Origin of the sequence: Frankia sp. ACN1ag, from assembly GCF_001414035.1 — a bacterium.
In the GTDB taxonomy this organism is placed as follows: Bacteria; Actinomycetota; Actinomycetes; order Frankiales; family Frankiaceae; genus Frankia; species Frankia torreyi.
Map to the genome: position 1 here is coordinate 1 of NZ_LJPA01000012.1, position 15,881 is coordinate 15,881.

Annotated in this window: 14 protein-coding genes and 2 pseudogenes; 10 read left to right on the top strand and 6 right to left on the bottom strand. The window is 74.8% G+C overall.

The features are described from left to right. Positions 1 to 118 precede the first annotated feature (118 nt). Positions 119 to 790, top strand: a complete 672-nt coding sequence (locus UK82_RS12380) for an NIPSNAP family protein (protein ID WP_055407223.1) — start codon at positions 119 to 121, stop codon at positions 788 to 790. Between the two features lie 47 nt (positions 791 to 837). Here the strand turns inward: UK82_RS12380 and UK82_RS12385 are convergent, their stop codons facing one another. The 6 genes and pseudogenes from UK82_RS12385 to UK82_RS37500 all read right to left on the bottom strand — a co-directional run. After that, positions 838 to 2,139 carry a DUF2399 domain-containing protein gene (locus UK82_RS12385; protein WP_082121932.1) on the bottom strand — a complete coding sequence of 434 codons (1,302 nt, stop codon included), beginning with the start codon at positions 2,137 to 2,139 and terminating at the stop codon, positions 838 to 840. Further along, positions 2,136 to 3,284 (bottom strand): TIGR02678 family protein, encoded by a 1,149-nt coding sequence (locus UK82_RS12390; RefSeq protein WP_044885718.1) that lies wholly within the window; start codon positions 3,282 to 3,284, stop codon positions 2,136 to 2,138. Before UK82_RS12390 ends, UK82_RS12385 begins: the two co-directional genes overlap by 4 nt. Continuing rightward, entirely contained in the window at positions 3,284 to 4,825 is a 1,542-nt protein-coding gene (locus UK82_RS12395; protein ID WP_044885719.1) for a TIGR02677 family protein, read from the bottom strand. Before UK82_RS12395 ends, UK82_RS12390 begins: the two co-directional genes overlap by 1 nt. After that, complete coding sequence (locus UK82_RS12400) at positions 4,822 to 9,000, bottom strand: TIGR02680 family protein (RefSeq protein ID WP_161849111.1); 4,179 nt, start codon at positions 8,998 to 9,000, stop codon at positions 4,822 to 4,824. Before UK82_RS12400 ends, UK82_RS12395 begins: the two co-directional genes overlap by 4 nt. A 134-nt stretch (positions 9,001 to 9,134) precedes the next feature. Then, a pseudogene (locus UK82_RS37495) lies at positions 9,135 to 9,317 on the bottom strand (nitroreductase); the annotation flags it as partial. 1 nt (position 9,318) lies between these two features. Continuing rightward, positions 9,319 to 9,749, bottom strand: a pseudogene (locus UK82_RS37500) (nitroreductase family protein); the annotation flags it as partial. 130 nt (positions 9,750 to 9,879) lie between these two features. Here UK82_RS37500 and UK82_RS12410 point away from each other — a divergent pair. The 9 genes from UK82_RS12410 (at position 9,880) to UK82_RS12445 (ending at position 15,752) form a co-directional block, all read left to right on the top strand. Then, complete coding sequence (locus UK82_RS12410) at positions 9,880 to 10,590, top strand: TetR family transcriptional regulator (protein ID WP_055407229.1); 711 nt, start codon at positions 9,880 to 9,882, stop codon at positions 10,588 to 10,590. Positions 10,591 to 10,748: 158 nt separating this feature from the next. Further along, the gene (locus tag UK82_RS31305; protein WP_052681140.1) at positions 10,749 to 11,624 is read left to right on the top strand and encodes a hypothetical protein; all 876 of its coding nucleotides are present in this window, start codon (positions 10,749 to 10,751) and stop codon (positions 11,622 to 11,624) included. Next, a complete protein-coding gene (locus tag UK82_RS12420) occupies positions 11,621 to 12,736 on the top strand; it encodes a hypothetical protein (RefSeq protein WP_236705859.1) in 1,116 nt (371 codons plus the stop codon). The genes UK82_RS31305 and UK82_RS12420 overlap by 4 nt, the downstream gene beginning before the upstream one ends. 155 nt (positions 12,737 to 12,891) lie before the next feature. Next, complete coding sequence (locus UK82_RS12425; RefSeq protein ID WP_044885722.1) at positions 12,892 to 13,680, top strand: TetR/AcrR family transcriptional regulator; 789 nt, start codon at positions 12,892 to 12,894, stop codon at positions 13,678 to 13,680. A 62-nt stretch (positions 13,681 to 13,742) separates the two neighbouring features. Then, complete coding sequence (locus UK82_RS12430) at positions 13,743 to 13,949, top strand: CopG family transcriptional regulator (protein ID WP_044885723.1); 207 nt, start codon at positions 13,743 to 13,745, stop codon at positions 13,947 to 13,949. A gap of 1 nt (position 13,950) precedes the next feature. Then, entirely contained in the window at positions 13,951 to 14,295 is a 345-nt protein-coding gene (locus tag UK82_RS12435) for a glyoxalase/bleomycin resistance/extradiol dioxygenase family protein (protein WP_044885724.1), read from the top strand. A gap of 114 nt (positions 14,296 to 14,409) precedes the next feature. Beyond that, on the top strand, positions 14,410 to 14,655 hold the full coding sequence (locus UK82_RS12440) for an AbrB/MazE/SpoVT family DNA-binding domain-containing protein (protein WP_044885725.1): 246 nt from the start codon (positions 14,410 to 14,412) through the stop codon (positions 14,653 to 14,655). A gap of 250 nt (positions 14,656 to 14,905) precedes the next feature. Further along, positions 14,906 to 15,058: a hypothetical protein gene (locus tag UK82_RS34335; protein ID WP_199865399.1), complete on the top strand. Its 153-nt coding sequence runs from the start codon at positions 14,906 to 14,908 to the stop codon at positions 15,056 to 15,058. A 250-nt stretch (positions 15,059 to 15,308) separates the two neighbouring features. Further along, positions 15,309 to 15,752, top strand: a complete 444-nt coding sequence (locus UK82_RS12445; RefSeq protein ID WP_044885727.1) for a Zn-ribbon domain-containing OB-fold protein — start codon at positions 15,309 to 15,311, stop codon at positions 15,750 to 15,752. Positions 15,753 to 15,881: the final 129 nt, after the last annotated feature.

A 15,881-nucleotide genomic window follows, 5' to 3' on the forward strand; every position in this document is an offset into this window, starting at 1 on the left:
AGATGGAGCCGGCGGGTCAGGTATAGGTCAGTAAGTCAGGTAGTCGATAGGTCAGGTAGTCGACTCGGCGGTTGGGATGCCGCCGGCGCGACCGACCGATCGTGACCGAAGGAGCCGCATGACCGAGCCCGCCGCCATCACCGGAGCCGACCTGGGCGCCGCCGAGCAGGCCGTCCGCTACGAGCTGGCGACGTTGCACTTCGGCCTGGCCGACGGCGGGCGGGCCGCCGAGAGGGTGCTGCCCTGGGTGGAGGGCGAGGGCGCGCGGGGTCGCCTGCTCGGCTGCTGGCAGACCGAGCACGGCCCACTCGGCCGGCTGTTCGTCCTGCGGTCGTTCGACGATGACGGCGAGCTCGCGGCCGAGCGAACCCGAGCCCGCCTGTCCGCCGCCCCGTTCGGCGCCGGGCCCGGCAGCGTCGTCACCGACCTCTCCCTGGCGAGCTTCGCGCCGTTCCCGTTCGTCCCCCCGGTCCGACCCGGCGAGTTCGGCAGGGTCTACGAGATCCGCGACTACCACCTGCGCCCCGGCGGCCTGTCGCCGACCATCGAGGCCTGGCGCGGGGCGTTGCCCGCCCGCCACGTCATCGACCCGCTGACCGTCGCCATGTACGCGCTCGACGGCCCGACGCGCATCATCCACATCTGGCCGTTCGGCGGCCTGGACGAGCGGGTCGAGATCCGCCGCGACCTCGCCGCCCGCGGCATCTGGCCCCCGGCCGGCGCCCCGGAACAGATCCTCGACGCCCAGTCGATCATGGCCTGGCCGACCGCCTTCTCCCCGCTGCACTGATCCCGCCCCACCTGGGTCGGGGCAGGGTCGGACCTCGCGCGGTCGGGTCACCGCGGGAATGTGCCGCCGTGGGCGGTGAGTACCTCGTCCATCACCCGCTCCTCGTGCACGATCGCCCGGGTGTCGTCGAACGCCGTCGCGAGATCGGGATCCCACGGGGTGGGTGGGGCCGGGGCCGAGTCGCGGGGGAGGTCGACGTTTTCGGCGCGGGCCGCGGCGAGGGCCGCGGTGTAGTCGGCGGCCGACATGTGGAACGGTGTGCAGCCGGCCGCCCGGGCCCGCGCCGTCATCGCCAGGCCGGCGGCGTCGAAGTCGCCGTGGTAGCGCAGCTGTGCGCCGCTCGCCCGCAGCCGCGCGATCGCCTCCGACGGGGCGGTCGCCGGGTTGCCGCCCGTGCACAGCACCGCCGCGGGCAGCCGGCGGCGGGCCGCGGCCTCGACCAGGCGTGGGTTCTCGACCACGAGCACGGGCGTGCCCGCGACGACGGCGATCGGCGCCGCGCGCAGCGCCAGCACGGTCAGGTGCACAGGCAGCCCGGCGGCGGTCATCGCGCGGGCGGCCAAGGCCGCGGCCGAGTCGCCGAGTAGCGGCAGTGCCCAGGTCAGGACCGGCGCGGAGACGAGGTCGAGCGGGATGCCGGCGCGCTCCCAGGCGGCCCGCTCGCCCGCCGGGCCGTCCCGGGCCACCAGGGCCCGAGTGACCAGGGCGGTCAGCCGGGTGGAGCTGTCCAGCGCGTGGGCGTCGCCGCATTCCCTGGCGGCGATCTCCCCACGGCTCAGCCCCGAGCCGGTGTGCGCGAGCACCGCCGCCACCGTGCGGACCAGGGCCGCGACCTCGTCCGGCGCGCGGCCGGCGAACAACCCGTCGGACCAGGCCGCGTCCCGCCAGCCGGTCGCCCAGCCGGTCGCCGAACCGGTATCCCGGTCCGGCCGCGGGAGGGCCGCGAGATGGGTCTCGACCGCCATGTCGAGGGCGGCCCGGCGTCGCCGGGACTCCTCGCGCCGTACCAGCGCCGCCTCGTGGCGCCCTCGCGGCGCGTAGCCAAGGGCGGTGAGCGCCTCGACGAGCCCGGTCCCGGTCAGCCGTTCGACCGCGGCGGCCACGTCGGTGAGCGGCAGCGCCCGGCGTCCCGCGGGCACGGGCCGTTCCACCATGACCCCGAGGCGGCGGCGTCCCTCGGCCGGCAGAGCGGGCAGCGCGAGCCGGCCGCGCCAGTCCAGGCCGTTGCGGTCCAGCGCCGCCGCGACGGACTGCCACAGCGGGCGCAGCGCCGGATCGGCCAGGAACGGGTGCGCGTCGGAGGTCTGGGCGCCGGTCTCGGCATTGCCCGGAACCGTCGGTGGCCTCACAGCAGCATTGCCTGCTCGGGCTCGTCCGCCGGCGGCTCGCTTCGAGGTTCGCTGACCGTGACGCGCGCGGCGAACCGCGCGGCGGCGGGACGGGGGCACAACCGGCCGTCGGGCTCCCACCGGACCAGCCCCATCGAGGCGAGCAGCGCCACGGCCTCGTCGCGCAGCCGCGCCGGCTCGGCCACGGCGTCCTTGCGCCAGTACCGGCCGTAACGTTCGAGCAGATCGTCGAGCTCGTCGTCGACGTCGTCCGTGGTGGCGCCGCCGCGGTGGCGGGCGACGAGCGCCTCGACGAGCAGCAGCGCCGCGTGCGCCGTCGTCCCGCCCGCGGGGAACACCACGTCGCTGCATCCCCCGTCGATATCGATGGCGGCGACCCCTTCGGCCCGGGCCTCGACGAGCAGACCGAACATCTCCTCGCAGTAGCGGGCCTCCTCGCCGAAGCGGCGGCGCAGCTCCGCCCAGTCCTCGGGCGCCACGTCGTCGGCGTACAACACCGGGTCCTCCACCAGCCGCCGGCGCAGCGCCGCCCGACCGCGCCCCTCGCCCCCGGCCCGTTCCAGCAGGTCGGCGGCCGATCGTGCCCCCACCAGCGCCGGCGCGGGCAGCATCGCCAACCGGTCGTTGCGGATCTCCAGCAGGGCGTCCGCACCCTCGTCCGTCTCGTAGCCGCTGACCGACCGGTCCAGCTCACGCACCACGCCGTGCTCGATGAGGAACCGCAACGCGGTGACGAGGGCCCGCCGTTCCCCCGCGGCACCGTCCAGGGTGATCTCCGCGTCGGCCGCCGCGGATCGCACCTGCAGCACGAGGTCGCGCAGGCTGATCCGGTCGGGGCCCGCCGCCGTCGCGGCCAGGACCAGGGCGAGCACGACGTACTGGCGGGTGGTGAACGGATGGTCGGTGTGGGTGCGCAGCGGCCGGTCGGGCGGAACGTAGCCGGACTTGACCAGCCGCGCCGTGTCGGCGCCGACGACGAGCCGGTAGCCCAGCCGCTGGGTGAACCAGCGGTCGAGCACGTCGGCATGCCGGCGGATCAGGACGAACAGCGACCGGTCGGCCTCGGCCGGGCGCCAGGGCCGGGCGAGCAGCGCCCGTGCGGCGGCCGTCAGCTCGCCGGGCCGCTGCGGATCGTCGCGCGTCATCACGCCTCCCGCAGCGGGAGCAGGGTCAGGGCCAGGTCGTGCACCGTCAGGGTGCCCACCGGGGTGCGTAGCGTGGTCGGCTGCCCCGGTCGACGTTCGACGACGCAGCGCAACCCGTCGGCCTCGGACTCGCCCTTCGACCGGCTCGGCCCCATCGCCGCGACGGCCGGTCCCAGCAGGCGTTGCAGGCGGGCCAGCGCCGCCTCGGACAGCGGGGTGCCGTCGCCGAGGGCGCCGTCGGGGCCGGCGGCGGCCAGCAGCTCCTGGCGCGCCGCGGCCTCCCGCTCCTGCGCCGCCCGGCGTCGGGCCAGCAGGTGCGCCCGTTCCCGCGAACGGTCGAGGATCTGCCCGGAGCGGCCCCGGTTGGTGGTGTCGCCGCGCTGGCGCAGGCTGACCGGCACCCGCGCCACCGGTGCGTTCCACCACGACGTGGCGGACGGGACGGGATCGGTCTCGTCGCCGGCCGCCGCGGCGAGGTGCCGGGCGCCGAACAGGCCGAAGGCGGCCGCCGCGAGCCGGTGCGACTCCTGCGGGCTGTCGCGGCCGGCCTGCTCGAACCAGGCGGCGAGGCGCAGGTAGTCGGCCCGCCGGGAGGTGCCGCCGACGCCGGAGCGGGACAGCCGGGTGAGATTCTGGGTCAGGGTGCGCACCGCGTTCACCGCATCGTGGCCGAGGGTCGCGACCCGGCTCGGAGTGCCCGGCCGTCCGAGGAACCAGGCGGTGAGGTTCTCCCAGTCCGCCGCGCTGCTGCCATGCTCGGCGCGAACCCGCACCCCGGTCAGCCCCGCCTCGGCGACCCGCGCGGCCAGGCCGTCCCGGGCCCGGGCCACCAGCACACCCACGTCCGGGGCCAGCACCGCGAGCAGCGCGGCGATTGGCCGGGCCCGGCGTTCCAGCGCCTCCAGCCGCTCGCCGACATAGCCGACGAGCACCTCGGAGAAGAACGCGAACTCGGTCTCGTCGAGGTCGAACCGCGACTGCCACTGGTTGATCGCGGCGAAGAACTGGGTGATCTCGGCGGAGAAGGCGCGGTGCGGGTCGAAGACGGCCCGCACGTGGTCGGCGAGCACCGCCGGGTCGGCACGTTCGAGGTCAAGCCGCAGCAACGCGTCCAGCGCGGCGGCGAGCGCGTCGAGCCGGCCGAGGGAGACGTCGCGGACGTCGTCGACCTGGGCGAGTACGCCCTCGACGAGTTCGTGCACCTCCTGCCCGATCCGGGTGATGAGATACCGGTTGCGGCGCCGGTAGTAGTCGGCGACGGTGCCGACCGTGCCGACCGACGCCGACACGTCGAGGTTGCCCCACTCGCGCAGCTTCTCCAGCCGACCGGTGACCGTCTCGATCGGGAGGATCACGCCCGCCTCGGCGAGCCGGGCGGTGATGTCGTCCGGGGTGAGCTCGGCGAAGAAGGTTCCCGCGAAGATTCCGAGGATCACCCGGTAGTCCGGGCTCTCGGTCACGTAGGCGAACACCGAGGCGTGCACCTCGCCTCGGCTCGCGCCCGTGGTACTGCTCGACCCGGCGGTCCCGGCGTCGCTCATCGGGACGCGACCGCCAGCTCGGTGCGCGCCCGGCCGTCCCAGTGGTAGTGGACCAGCGCGATCGTGCGCAGGTCCGGGTCGCGCAGCACCTCGATGATCGACAGTTCGGGTACGTCCGCGTGGGTGCCGAACAATCGCTCGCTCGTCACGACGAAGTCGAGATCCAGGCTCACCAGCAGGCCGAACAACCGAGCGTGGTTGTCCTCCGACACCTTCGCGAAGGCATCGTCGAGCAGGATCAGTCGCGGCGCGCCGACGCCGTGGGGATCGTGGGCGGCCGCCGACGCGGAGGCCGCCGCCGCCATCGGCAGGTAGGTGACGAGCTTCTTCTCTCCCTCCGACAGCCGGGTCCGCCGGCCGAGCAGCTCGTCGGCGCGCCCCGGCCGGCACAGGTAGATCCGCAGTTCGTACCAGTTCCGGTAATCGAGCACCACGCCGATGACGTCTCGGTAGGACGCCTCGGGACGCTCGGCGCGGGCCTCGTCGACGAGGCCGGCGACCGCGGCGCGCACGGCGGCGTCCTCCTCGGCGGTGCGCGCGTCCGGGTCCTTGGCCAGCAGCCGCAGCGCGGTGGCGGTGGCCGGGTCGAGATCGCCGCGGGTTCGCCAGTCGAGCCGGACGCCGATGCCCTGGCTGGTCGTCACCGCTGTGAGGACCGCGTTCATCCGGTCGATCAGCTCCCGCGCGTCGAACAGCGCGCGGGCGACCTCCTGGGCGACCCGGCCGTGCAGCAGGTTGCGCAGCGCCTGATCCTGCTGGGCGGTGAGCAGCCCGCGGGCGCGGCGCAGGTCGGCCGCGACCTGGATGGTGGCGTCGGGCAGCACGCGGCGGCCGTAGGGGCCGGACACCTCCACGGCCAGCGGCGCGCCGTCCGCGCCGCGGCGGGACTCGGCGTCCCAGCCGGCGCCCAGGCCGTCCCGGATGGCGCGCAGCGAGCGGTGCAGTGCGTCCTCGTTGACGTCGCGCTCCGGCTCCGGCACGCGTTCGCGCAGCCAGGAGACCAGCCGGGACGTCCCCTCGATGGTGTCCGGCGTGGACGGCGGTCGCACCTGCCCGTCCTGTGCAGCCTGTTCGTCCTGGTCTGCCGGTCCGCTGTGGTCCTCGGCGTCGCTGTGGTTCTCGGTGCCGCTCGGACGTTCCCGGGCGGACGCCGCGAGCAGGCCGTCGACCGTGGCCACGGCGAGCAGCTCCGTCCGCTGGTCGCGGCATGCCCGCTCGGCCCGGTCCGCGGCGTCCGCGGCGCTGTCCGCCCTCTCCCGCGCCGACACCGACAGGCCGAACGCCTCGGTGTGGGCGCGGCGGGCGGCAGCCAGCTCACCGTCGATCCGGCCACACCTGGCCTCCAGCTGGATGATCTGCTCGGCAACCCGGCGCGGTTCCTCACCGAGCGCCGCGCGGGCCGCGGCCAGCTCCTCGGTGGCCGTCTCGGCGGCCAGCCCCGTCTCGGCGGCCTCCTCGGCGGCCCTGGTCAGGGTGTCGGACTCCGCGACAAAGGCCGCGACGGCCGCCGCCCAGTCGTCGAGGGAACGCCTGGCAGCCTCCACTCGCCCCGGCATCCGGTCCAGCTCCGCCTGGGCGTCGGTGACCGCGGCTGCGGCGCTGGTCAGTGCGTCGTCGTCGAGGGGGAGCCGGGCGGCCGCCGCGCCGGTCTGGGCCCGTGCCCAGGTCTGCTCGGCCGCGCGTTCGGCGCTGACCGCAGCCTCGCGCGCCTCGGCGGCCCGGCCGGCGGCGCGCCGGGCGTCACCGGTGGCGCCGAGGGCGGCCGCCGCCGCGTCGTCGACCGGCGCGGTGGACGGCACGGTGCGGGCGTGGGTGCGCAGCGCCTCGGCGTGCCGCCGCAGCGTGCCGTGCGTCTCCCGCTGGACGTCGCGGCGCCGCTCGGCGACGTCCAGCGCCGCGGCGAGCTCGGCGATCCGGCGCTGCCGGGCCGCGGCCCGCGCGCCCGCGCCGACATGCTCGGCACCGGTCTTGGCGTGCCGGCCGCGCAGCGGTCCCGCGGCGAAGGCGCCGTCGACGTCCACCCACAGCGCGGTCCCGGCCGCGGCGCCCAGCCCGACATGCTCGAGGACGCGGCGCACGGCGTCCGCGCCGACCGCCGCCCCGACCGGCAACGCCGGGACGAGCGCGGCGGCGAGGTTCGGCGCCACCGCGGGTCCCGGGACGACGAGCAGCTCGCCCGTCGCCGCCAACACGCTGCCGTCGTCGAGCACCCGTGCCGTCAGCAGCCCGACCGCCTCGCACGCCGCCTCCAGACCGGCCCGGGCGGCGCCGTCGAGACCGGGGGCAAAGTCGACGAGCGAGGCGAACAGGGCGGCGTCCGCCGGTTCCGCGGCGCGCCAACCACCCCGCGGCAGCGGTAGCTCGGCGGCGGCCCGCACCGCGGCCAGCTCCGCGGCCAGCCCAGTGGCCTCGAACGTGGCCGCCTCGACGCGGACCCCCGCCGCCGCCACGGCCGCGGCCAGCGCCTCCGTGGCATCGGCGGCAAGGGCGGCCGCGGCGTCGACGCGGGCGCGGGCGACGGCCCGCAGCTCGTCGCCGCCGGGGTCAGGCGCGGGTGGCACGGGCAGCCAGCCCGCGGGGCCGGCCGGCTCGGCCGGCGGCACCGCCCGCAGCAGCTCGGCGAAGCGCCCGGCCCAGTCCAGCACGGCGGCGCGATGGCGCTCTCCGGCCGTCGCGGCCTCGTCACGGGCCTTCGCCGCGTGCTCGCGCGCCCGGTCGGCGTCGACGCCAGCCGTCTCGGCGACGCCGTTCGCCGTCGCGGCCGCGCTGTCGGCCCTTTCCGCGCCCCGTAGCAGGTCGCTCACCTCGCGCACGTCCTGGCGGCGTCGACGCAGCGCGTCTGCGGCGGACCGCAGGGAGAGTTCGGCCAGCGGGTCGACGCCCGACCGCGGTCCCTCCACCCCACCGGCGTGGGGCTCGACCCGCAGCACCGGTGGGTCCGGCAGGCGCAGCGGGACGGCCGCGGGCAGAGCCCGCCGAGCGACCTCGGCCAACCCGAGTCGGATCCGGTCCAGATCGCCATCGACGCGGGCCCGCCGGGCGGTCACCGTCGTCGCGGCCACGCCGACGCGACGCTGGGCGTCCGTTCGCTGCGCCGCCATCCGCGTCGCCTGCGTGCGCAGGTCCGCCACGTGCTGCTCGCGGGCGAGCAGGGCCTGGTGGTCGCGGTAGGCGGCGGAGTTGCGCAGCCCGGTCAGGCGCGCCTGCGTCGTGGACTGCTCCTTCACCAGTGCGTCGACCTGGGCACCGAGCCGGCGCTCGGTCTCGACCGCCGTCTCGGCAGCGGTGCGTAGCCGCCCCCGCTGCTGGGCCGCCGAGCGGGCCGCGCTGACCACGGTCACCGCCTGCGTCGCCGCGGCGAGCAGCACCCGGCGACCGTAGTGCCGGTAGGTGTCGAGCAGGCTGCCCAGGGCGCGGTCGGTCTGCTCCAGCGCGGTGACGTTGCGCCGGTGGTCCTCGAGGTCCTCCAGCGGCTGGGCGGCGTCGGCGATGGCGTCCTGGGGCACCGGCGGGAGCGCCTCCCGCAGGCGTTGCGGCAGGTCGGCGTCGATGCGGTCACCGACCCGTGGGTTGCGGATCTGGTGGAGCAGCGCGAGGTAGCCGGCCGGGTTCGCGCCACCGAACAGCCGCCGGGACACCTCGTCCTGGTAGTCCGCGGCCCTGGCGAACACGGCCTCCGCCCCGAGTTCCGCGCGCAGCGCATCGATGGTGAGGGGGGTCCGGTCGGCGGTGAGGGAGAAGTCGATCCGGGCACGTCGGGGGGTGGAGAACCACCAGGAGGTGACCCGGTCGGTGCTGCGGTTCGCCCGGATGCCGCAGCCGAAGCAGTGGTAGCGCACCCCGCCGGGGACCTCGTCGTCCGGCCGGGCGAACTCGATCCACAGGTAACCGGTGCGCTGCGTTTCCTCGGTGTCGGCGAGCATCCACGAACGCAGGACGCCGGTCTGCTCCCCGGCAGCATCGATCCGGCGAGTGTCGGCCTCCAGCAGGAACGGCAGCAACATGTTCATCGCTGTCGACTTGCCGGAACCGTTGACCCCCCGCAGCAGCAGGCGCCCGCCCGCGAAGTGCAGCGTCTCATCGCCGTACTGGTAGACGTTGAGGATTCCCGCCCGCGACGGCCGCCACCGCGCGGCGGCGACCGGTGCCTGAGTCGGGCCCGGGGCCAAGGTCAACAGGCTCCTCTTCTCTCAACGGGTCCGTGTCCGGCGTGCCCTACCTACCGATTGTTACACGTCGCGGACAGTCGTCATCCCCTGTGACGGAGCCTTCTCTGCGCTGCGCCGACTCTCGGTCGCGGGCCCGCGGGCTAGGCCAGGTGGCCCCAGCCGTCGTGGTAGGTGATGTCCTCGACCGGGGGCCAGACAGCGGGGTGGAAGGTGTCGGTGGTCGTGTAGGCGACGGCCAGCATCGAGATCTGGGTGACGTCGGCGGGAATGCCGAGAATGCCGGCAACCTCCTGCTCGCGGCCGATCAGGTGGTAGCCGACCATNGTGCTGCCGAGGCCGCGGGCGCGCAGGGCGAGCTGGAAGCTCCAGATCGCCGGGTAGACCGAGCCGTAGAAGGCGGACAGTTCCCCGTTGTCGCCGGCGGGGCGGCCCTGCATGCACGGCACGACCAGCACCGGGACGCGGTGCAGCGTGTCGAGCAGGTGCTTCCCGGAGGCGAGCGTCCGGGCGTCGACCAGGTGCCCGTACTTCGCCTGGGATTCGCGGCCCACCTCGCGGATCGGCGCTGCGATCTTCTCGCGCAGAGCCTGGTCGCGAACCACGATCCAGCGCAGGTTCGAGCGCAGCATGCCGGCGGCCGGGGCCTGCTGGGCGATACGCAGGCAGTCGGTGAGGACCTCGGGTTCCACCGGCCGGTCCAGATCGAGCTTGCGGCGGACCGAACGGGTGGTGGTGAGCAGGGTCTCGGCGTCCACGGGATCCTCCACTGAAGCCAGCGTTGAAGCCGGCACTGGACCAACACTTATGCCGTAAGCTTACAAGGTAAGTATCGTAATATCACGCCCGCCGACCCCTGCTCTGCCCAGCTGTTTTCGGAGGCGATCCGTGCCGCGTCAGACCCTGAGCCGGCGGACGGTTCTCGACGCCGGGCTGCGGCTCGCCGACGAGCGTGGCCTGGCCGGTCTGACGATGCGCCGGCTCGCGGCCGAGCTCGGGGTGGAGGCGATGTCGCTGTACAACCACGTCGCGAACAAGCGTGACCTGCTCGACGGCATCGCGGCGCGCGTGTACGAGTCGATCCCGTTGCCCGATCCCGCACTCGCCTGGGACGAACGGCTGCGGTTGCTGGGCAACAGCGCGTTCGCGGCGTTCGCGGCCCATCCGGTCGTGGCCCGAGCGGTGGTCGCGGGCCAGGCCGACCCGCGTTCGGTCCGCGCGCTGCGCGTCGTCGACGAGTTCTTCGGGGCGCTTCTCGACGCCGGGCTCGACGGGTCGAGCGCCGTACGCCGCTACCGGTCGCTGGTCGGGCTGCTGTTCGGCGCGGTCCTGGTCCAGACGGCGAGCCCGGCCGGAGCGCAGACGCACCAGGCCGACCTGCTCGACGACTGGTCGCGCACGGCGGCGCGCAGCGAGGAGCTACCGCACCTGCGGCTCATCCTGCCCGTCATGGCCGCCGACGAATGCCGGCCGGACTTCGGCCCCGAGCTCGACCTCTTCATCGACGGCCTGCGCCCCGCGCGCCCGGGCGTCCCAGCCTCTGCCCCCGCCCCTGCCTCTGCCTCCGCCCCCGCCTCTGCCTCCGCGCCCAGGCTCTGACGCGGCCTGCCGCCGTCGACCGATGCCCCTGGACGACCCTTAGCGTAAGGCTTACGCTAATCGCCTCCACTCCCCGGACGACGATGGGATGACGCCATGTACGGATCGGTAATGACGCCGGCCGCCGGCCGCCGGCCGCCCCGCGATCGGGTCGCGGCATGACGGGCCTGGTGCAGGGTGTGCGGCACGCCACGGTTGCGCGGACCGTCGCCGAGCTCGCCGCGCTGCTGGGCAGCGAGGGCGGCACGCTCGCGCTCAGCGCGGTCGACGAGCGCACCGGCGCGGTGGACCTGTCGTTCCGCCTCGACGACGCGGACTGCGGGGACAACTGCGCCCTGCCGCCCGACCAGTTACGGCAGGTGGTCGAGACCCGGTTGCGCAGCGCCCTGCCCGGCCTCACAGCGGTGCGCATCGACGACTCCCGCCGGCCGGTCCCCGCCGGTGACGGCGTCGCCGGCGATGGCCGCGTCGCGCCCGCCGGCCCGGGGCCTTCGTCGATCACCGTGCTGGACCCCACCGGCGGCGTCGTGCCCGGTGACGCCGATCCGGGGCCGGATCTCGGCTCGCTGCGGGGCCGGCGCATCGGGGTGCGGGTCGACGTCCTGTGGCAGGCGTGGGACCAGACCGTCGACGAGTGGATCGCCGAGCTGGAGCGGGCCGGCGCGATCGTGACGACGTGGCGGCGCGCCCAGGGGCTCAAGGGCGCCGAGGGCGAGCGCAGGCAGGCGGAGTACGACGCCTTCGTCGGCGGGGTCGACGCCGTGATCTCGGGCCTGGCGAACTGCGGTTCGTGTACCTCATGGAGCGTCAAGGACGGCCTGAACGCCCTCAACCGCGGGCTGCCCACGGTCGTCGCGGCCACCGAGCACTTCGTCGGCCTCGCGCGTACCCTCGCCGCCGACAACGGCCGGCCGGGCCTGCGCCTGGTCGAGCTGCCCTCGTCGCTGAACACCCTGCCCGAGCAACAGGTGCGCGCGCACGCCCGCTCCTCGTTCCCGGCGCTGCTCGACGCCATCGGGGCGGTCGTCCGATGACCACCGTGACCACCGCGGGCACCGCCACCACCGCGGGCACGGCGACCGTGGGCACCCCGACGTCCGCGCCCCCGGCGCTGGCGAGCGTGGTCCACGAGGTGCCCGCCGACCAGGAGGCCTTCGACGCCCTCGCGCGCGAACGCGGCTGGAGCGACGGGCTGCCGCTGGTGCCGCCCACGCCCGAGCGGGTGGCGCGCTACCTCGCCGAGTGGGGGACGCCGCCGGACGAGGTGATCGGCGCGCTGCCGCCGTCGAGGGCCCCCGTCACCGCGGAGAAGCTCGCCGTCAACGCGGTGATGGCCGGCGCGCCGGCGGCCGCGCTGCCGCTGCTGCGCGCCGCGGTGGAGGCCGTCGCCGACCCCGGCTACGAGCTGCACGCCCTGAACGCCACGACCGGCTCGGTGACGACCGCCCTGATCGTCAACGGCGCGCAGCGGCATGCGCTGGGCATCCCGTTCGGCGCCGGTTGCCTCGGGGGAGCGGACGGGCGGGCGGCGTCGATCGGGCGGGCGTTGCAGTTGGTCATGCGCAACGTCGCCGGTCAGCGGGTCGGCGTCACCTCGCAGAGCACGTTCGGTCAGCCCGGCCGGGTCAGCGGCATCGTCTTCGGGGAGTGGGAGGAACGCTCGCCGTGGGCGCCGCTCGCCGAGCGCCGCGGTGTGCCAGGCGACGCGGTGACGGCGTTCGGCACGATGGGGACGGCCAACATCTGCGAGGTGGTGGCCACCGACGCCGACGTGCTGCTCGAGTTCGTCGGGCGCGCGCTGGCCCATCCCGGGGCCAACGGCTACCTCGTCCAGCTCTCGTTCGCCGAGGTCGTCATCGCGCTCAACCCGGTCTGGGCCGCGCTCGTCGGCAAGGCGTACCCGGACGTTGACGACGTGCGCCGCATCCTGTGGGAGCACGCCTCCATCCCGCTGTCGGAGTTCCCCCGCCAGCATCAGCGCCAGTACTCCGACATCGGGTGGGTGGACGCGCGCGGCCGGGTCCCGCTCACCCGCCGGCCCGAGGACGTCCTCGTGATGGTCGCGGGCGGTCTCGGCGGCCTGCACGGGGCCGCGCTGCACAGCTGGGGTACGACGATCACCCAGACCCGGCCCGTCCGTCCGTGACGCCCGGCCCCGCCCGCAGCGCGCCCGCCCGACGCGGCTGTCGGGCGCGGCTGTCGGGCGCGGCTGTCGGGCGCGGCGCAGCCTTCGGGCGGGGCCGTGACAGGGCAGCTTCGGGCGGGGCCGTGACAGCGCAGCCAACGGGTGGAGCCCCGACAATGGCGGGCGTGCGTGAATCTGCCGAAGGCACCCAGTCGTCGGCCGTCGGGCGACGCCGGCGGGCGCGCGGCTCGCTGAGCAGTGGCGAGATCCTCGCGGCCGCGCGGGATCTCGCCGCGCAGGACGGCCTCGCCCGGCTGAGCATGCCGGCGCTGGCCCGGCGGCTCGGCTGCGGCGTGATGAGCGTCTACCGGTACTTCGACACCAAGGACGACCTGCTCGGGGCTCTGGCCGACCAGGTGATGTCCGACCTGCACCGCCAGTTGCCGCCCGCCGGGGGCGGCCCCTGGCGCGACGAGCTCATCACCTACTTCACCGCCTACCGGGATCTGATGGAGAGCTTCCCGGTGTACCGCGAGGTGGTGCTCTACGCCCCCACGTTCGTGATCCGCGCGGCCCTCACCCCCGCCCAGCTCCGCCGGCTCGACACCGGCATCGGGCTGCTGCTGCGCGCCGGCCTGCCCCTGGCCGACGCCGCCGCGGTCTACAACGTCTGCTTCAACTACACCCGCTCCTTCGTCGCCTTCGAGCACGCGGCGCGGGCCACCGCCGCTACCGCCACCACTGCCACCATCACCGCGGCCGGCGGGGCCATCGCGGCCGGCGGGGTCGGCGCGCCGGCCGCGGGGCCGGCCTCCGGCAGGCGGCTTCCGGCCGACGAGTACCCCCAGCTCAGCCGGCTGGCCGACATCGACGGCGTGCTGGGAGTCGACGAGCGGGGTTTCCGGCTGGGCCTGGAGCTGCTCGCCACCGGGATCGCCGGCAGATACCACGTGGCCGAGCGCTGAGCCGTCGTCGGCGCCGCGGCACCCGTGGCGAAGCTCGTGGCTAGAATGCTAGCATCGAGCCCGTGGGGGATGAGGACGTCAAGCAGTTCAACGTGTACCTGCCGATCGGGCTGATCAAGCGGGTGAAGCATCGCGCCATCGAGTCGGAGCTGTCCCTGTCGGCCCTGGTCGCCGACGCGCTGCGGACCTACCTCGACGACCTCGACGCACACGGCGACCACGACACCCTCCGCGACCAGCGCGGGCAGGCGTCCGGGAAGGGGATCTGACATGGCGACCGAGGGCGTCGAGGGCATGGTCGTGGAGACCCACAACTGGGGCCGGGCGGCCAGGTTCTTCCAGTCGCTGGGGTTCACCCTGGAGTTCGAGACCGACCACGGCTCGGGGCTGCTGCGAGCCGGCGACGGCCCCTACGTCTTCCTTCGCGAGGTTCCCGCCGACGAGGTGCCCCGGATCCAGCCCGTGCTGACGGTGGCCGACGCGGACGCGTTCCGCCTCGACCCCGCCGTCGAGGTGGTCACGCCGTTCGAGGAGACCCACTACGGCACCCGCGAGATGACCGTCCGCGACCCCGACGGACGCACCTGGAGCCTCCAGGCCCCGACCAGGGGCTGACACCACAACCCGCGTCGCCGCCGCCCCTCCCGCCGCCCTGCAGGGAGGCGATGCTGCGAGGAACAGCGAGTGACTGATGGTTGCTCGGTGTGATCTGAATGGTAGATTATTGGTATGCGAACTGCCATCGATGCTGCCGGGCGGGTCGTGATCCCGAAGGTATTGCGCGACGCGCTCGGCCTCACGGCGGGCCAGCCTCTGGAGATTGCCGAGCGGGACGGACGGTTGGAGATCGTGCCGGCACCCACGCCGATGCGACTCGTCGACGACGGCGACGGCGTGGTCGCCGTGGCGGACGCCGACATGCCAGTCCTGACCGCCGACCAGGTCCGGGAGACACTGGAACGGACCCGGCGGTGAACGCGGTCTACTCCAGCGTGGTGGTGGCGGCCTTTGCGACCTGGCACGAGCATCACGACCTCGCTCGCAAGGCTCTTGCGAGGCGGCCACGCCTGATCGCTCATGCGGCGGTTGAGTCCTACTCCGTCCTGACCCGACTGCCTCCGCCGCACCGGGCTCAGCCGTCGCTGGTGCACGCGTTCCTCGCCGAGCGGTTTCCCGCCCGTTCCTGCCCCTGTCGGACGCCGGCTACCGGGACCTTCTCGCCAGGTTGGCGACCAGTCAGATCCTCGGCGGCCCGGCCTACGACGCCCTCATCGCCTTCACCGCCACCGAGCATGACGCGACCCTGCTGAGCCTTGATCAGCGTGCCGCGGTGACCTACGAGGCCGTCGGGGCCAGCGTGGAGCAGCTCGCGCTCTGACGCCGGTGCGTCGGAAGGTCCGCGCCGCGCCAACCCCCTGCTCGGGACGACGCGTCTTGCTCGGGGACGAGGCGTCGAACTACGGTGCTGGTGGGAGCAAGTGCCGGACGACGCCGTTGTCGGTCATGATCGGCGTGGGCGGTCGTCGGTGCGCGGACGGGGCGGTTGCTGCCGTGGTCTCCTGGTCCCAGGCCGAGCCGCCCCCGGCGCCCGAGGATGGGCTGTTCCAGCCCGAGAGGACGAAGCCGGCATGACGCAGCAGGCAGACTTAGCGAGGCCCGCGCCCCCCGAAATGGTGATCGACGCGCTGAGCGCGCCGTTCTGGGCCGCGGCGCGGGAGCGCAGGCTGGAGCTCCAGCGCTGCCAGGACTGCGGTCTTTTCATCCACCTCCCGCGACCGGTCTGCCGGCGCTGCGGCTCCTTCCGCCTCGAGTTCGAGCCGGTGTCCGGGCGGGGATCGGTGTACAGCTTCACCGAGACGCGCCGGGTGTTCCACCCGTTCTTCGCCGACCGAGTCCCCTACCTGCTCGCGTCGATCGAGCTCGCGGAGCAGACCGACCTGCGGATGCTGTCCAACCTGGTGGGGATCGCCGAGCCCGACGTCCGGTTCGGGATGCCGGTCGAGGTCACCTTCGAGGACCTCTCCGCGGACCTCACGATCCCGGTGTTCGCGCCCGCGGGGAGCCTCGCGTGAGGGGCGGGCGCCGGGTCGCCATCGTCGGCGTCGGCTACTCCGACGCCGGGCGGCGCACCGGGCTGAGCGAACGCCACCACGCCGCCCAGGCGGCGCGGGCGGCCCTCGCGGACGCCGGTCTCGAATCCG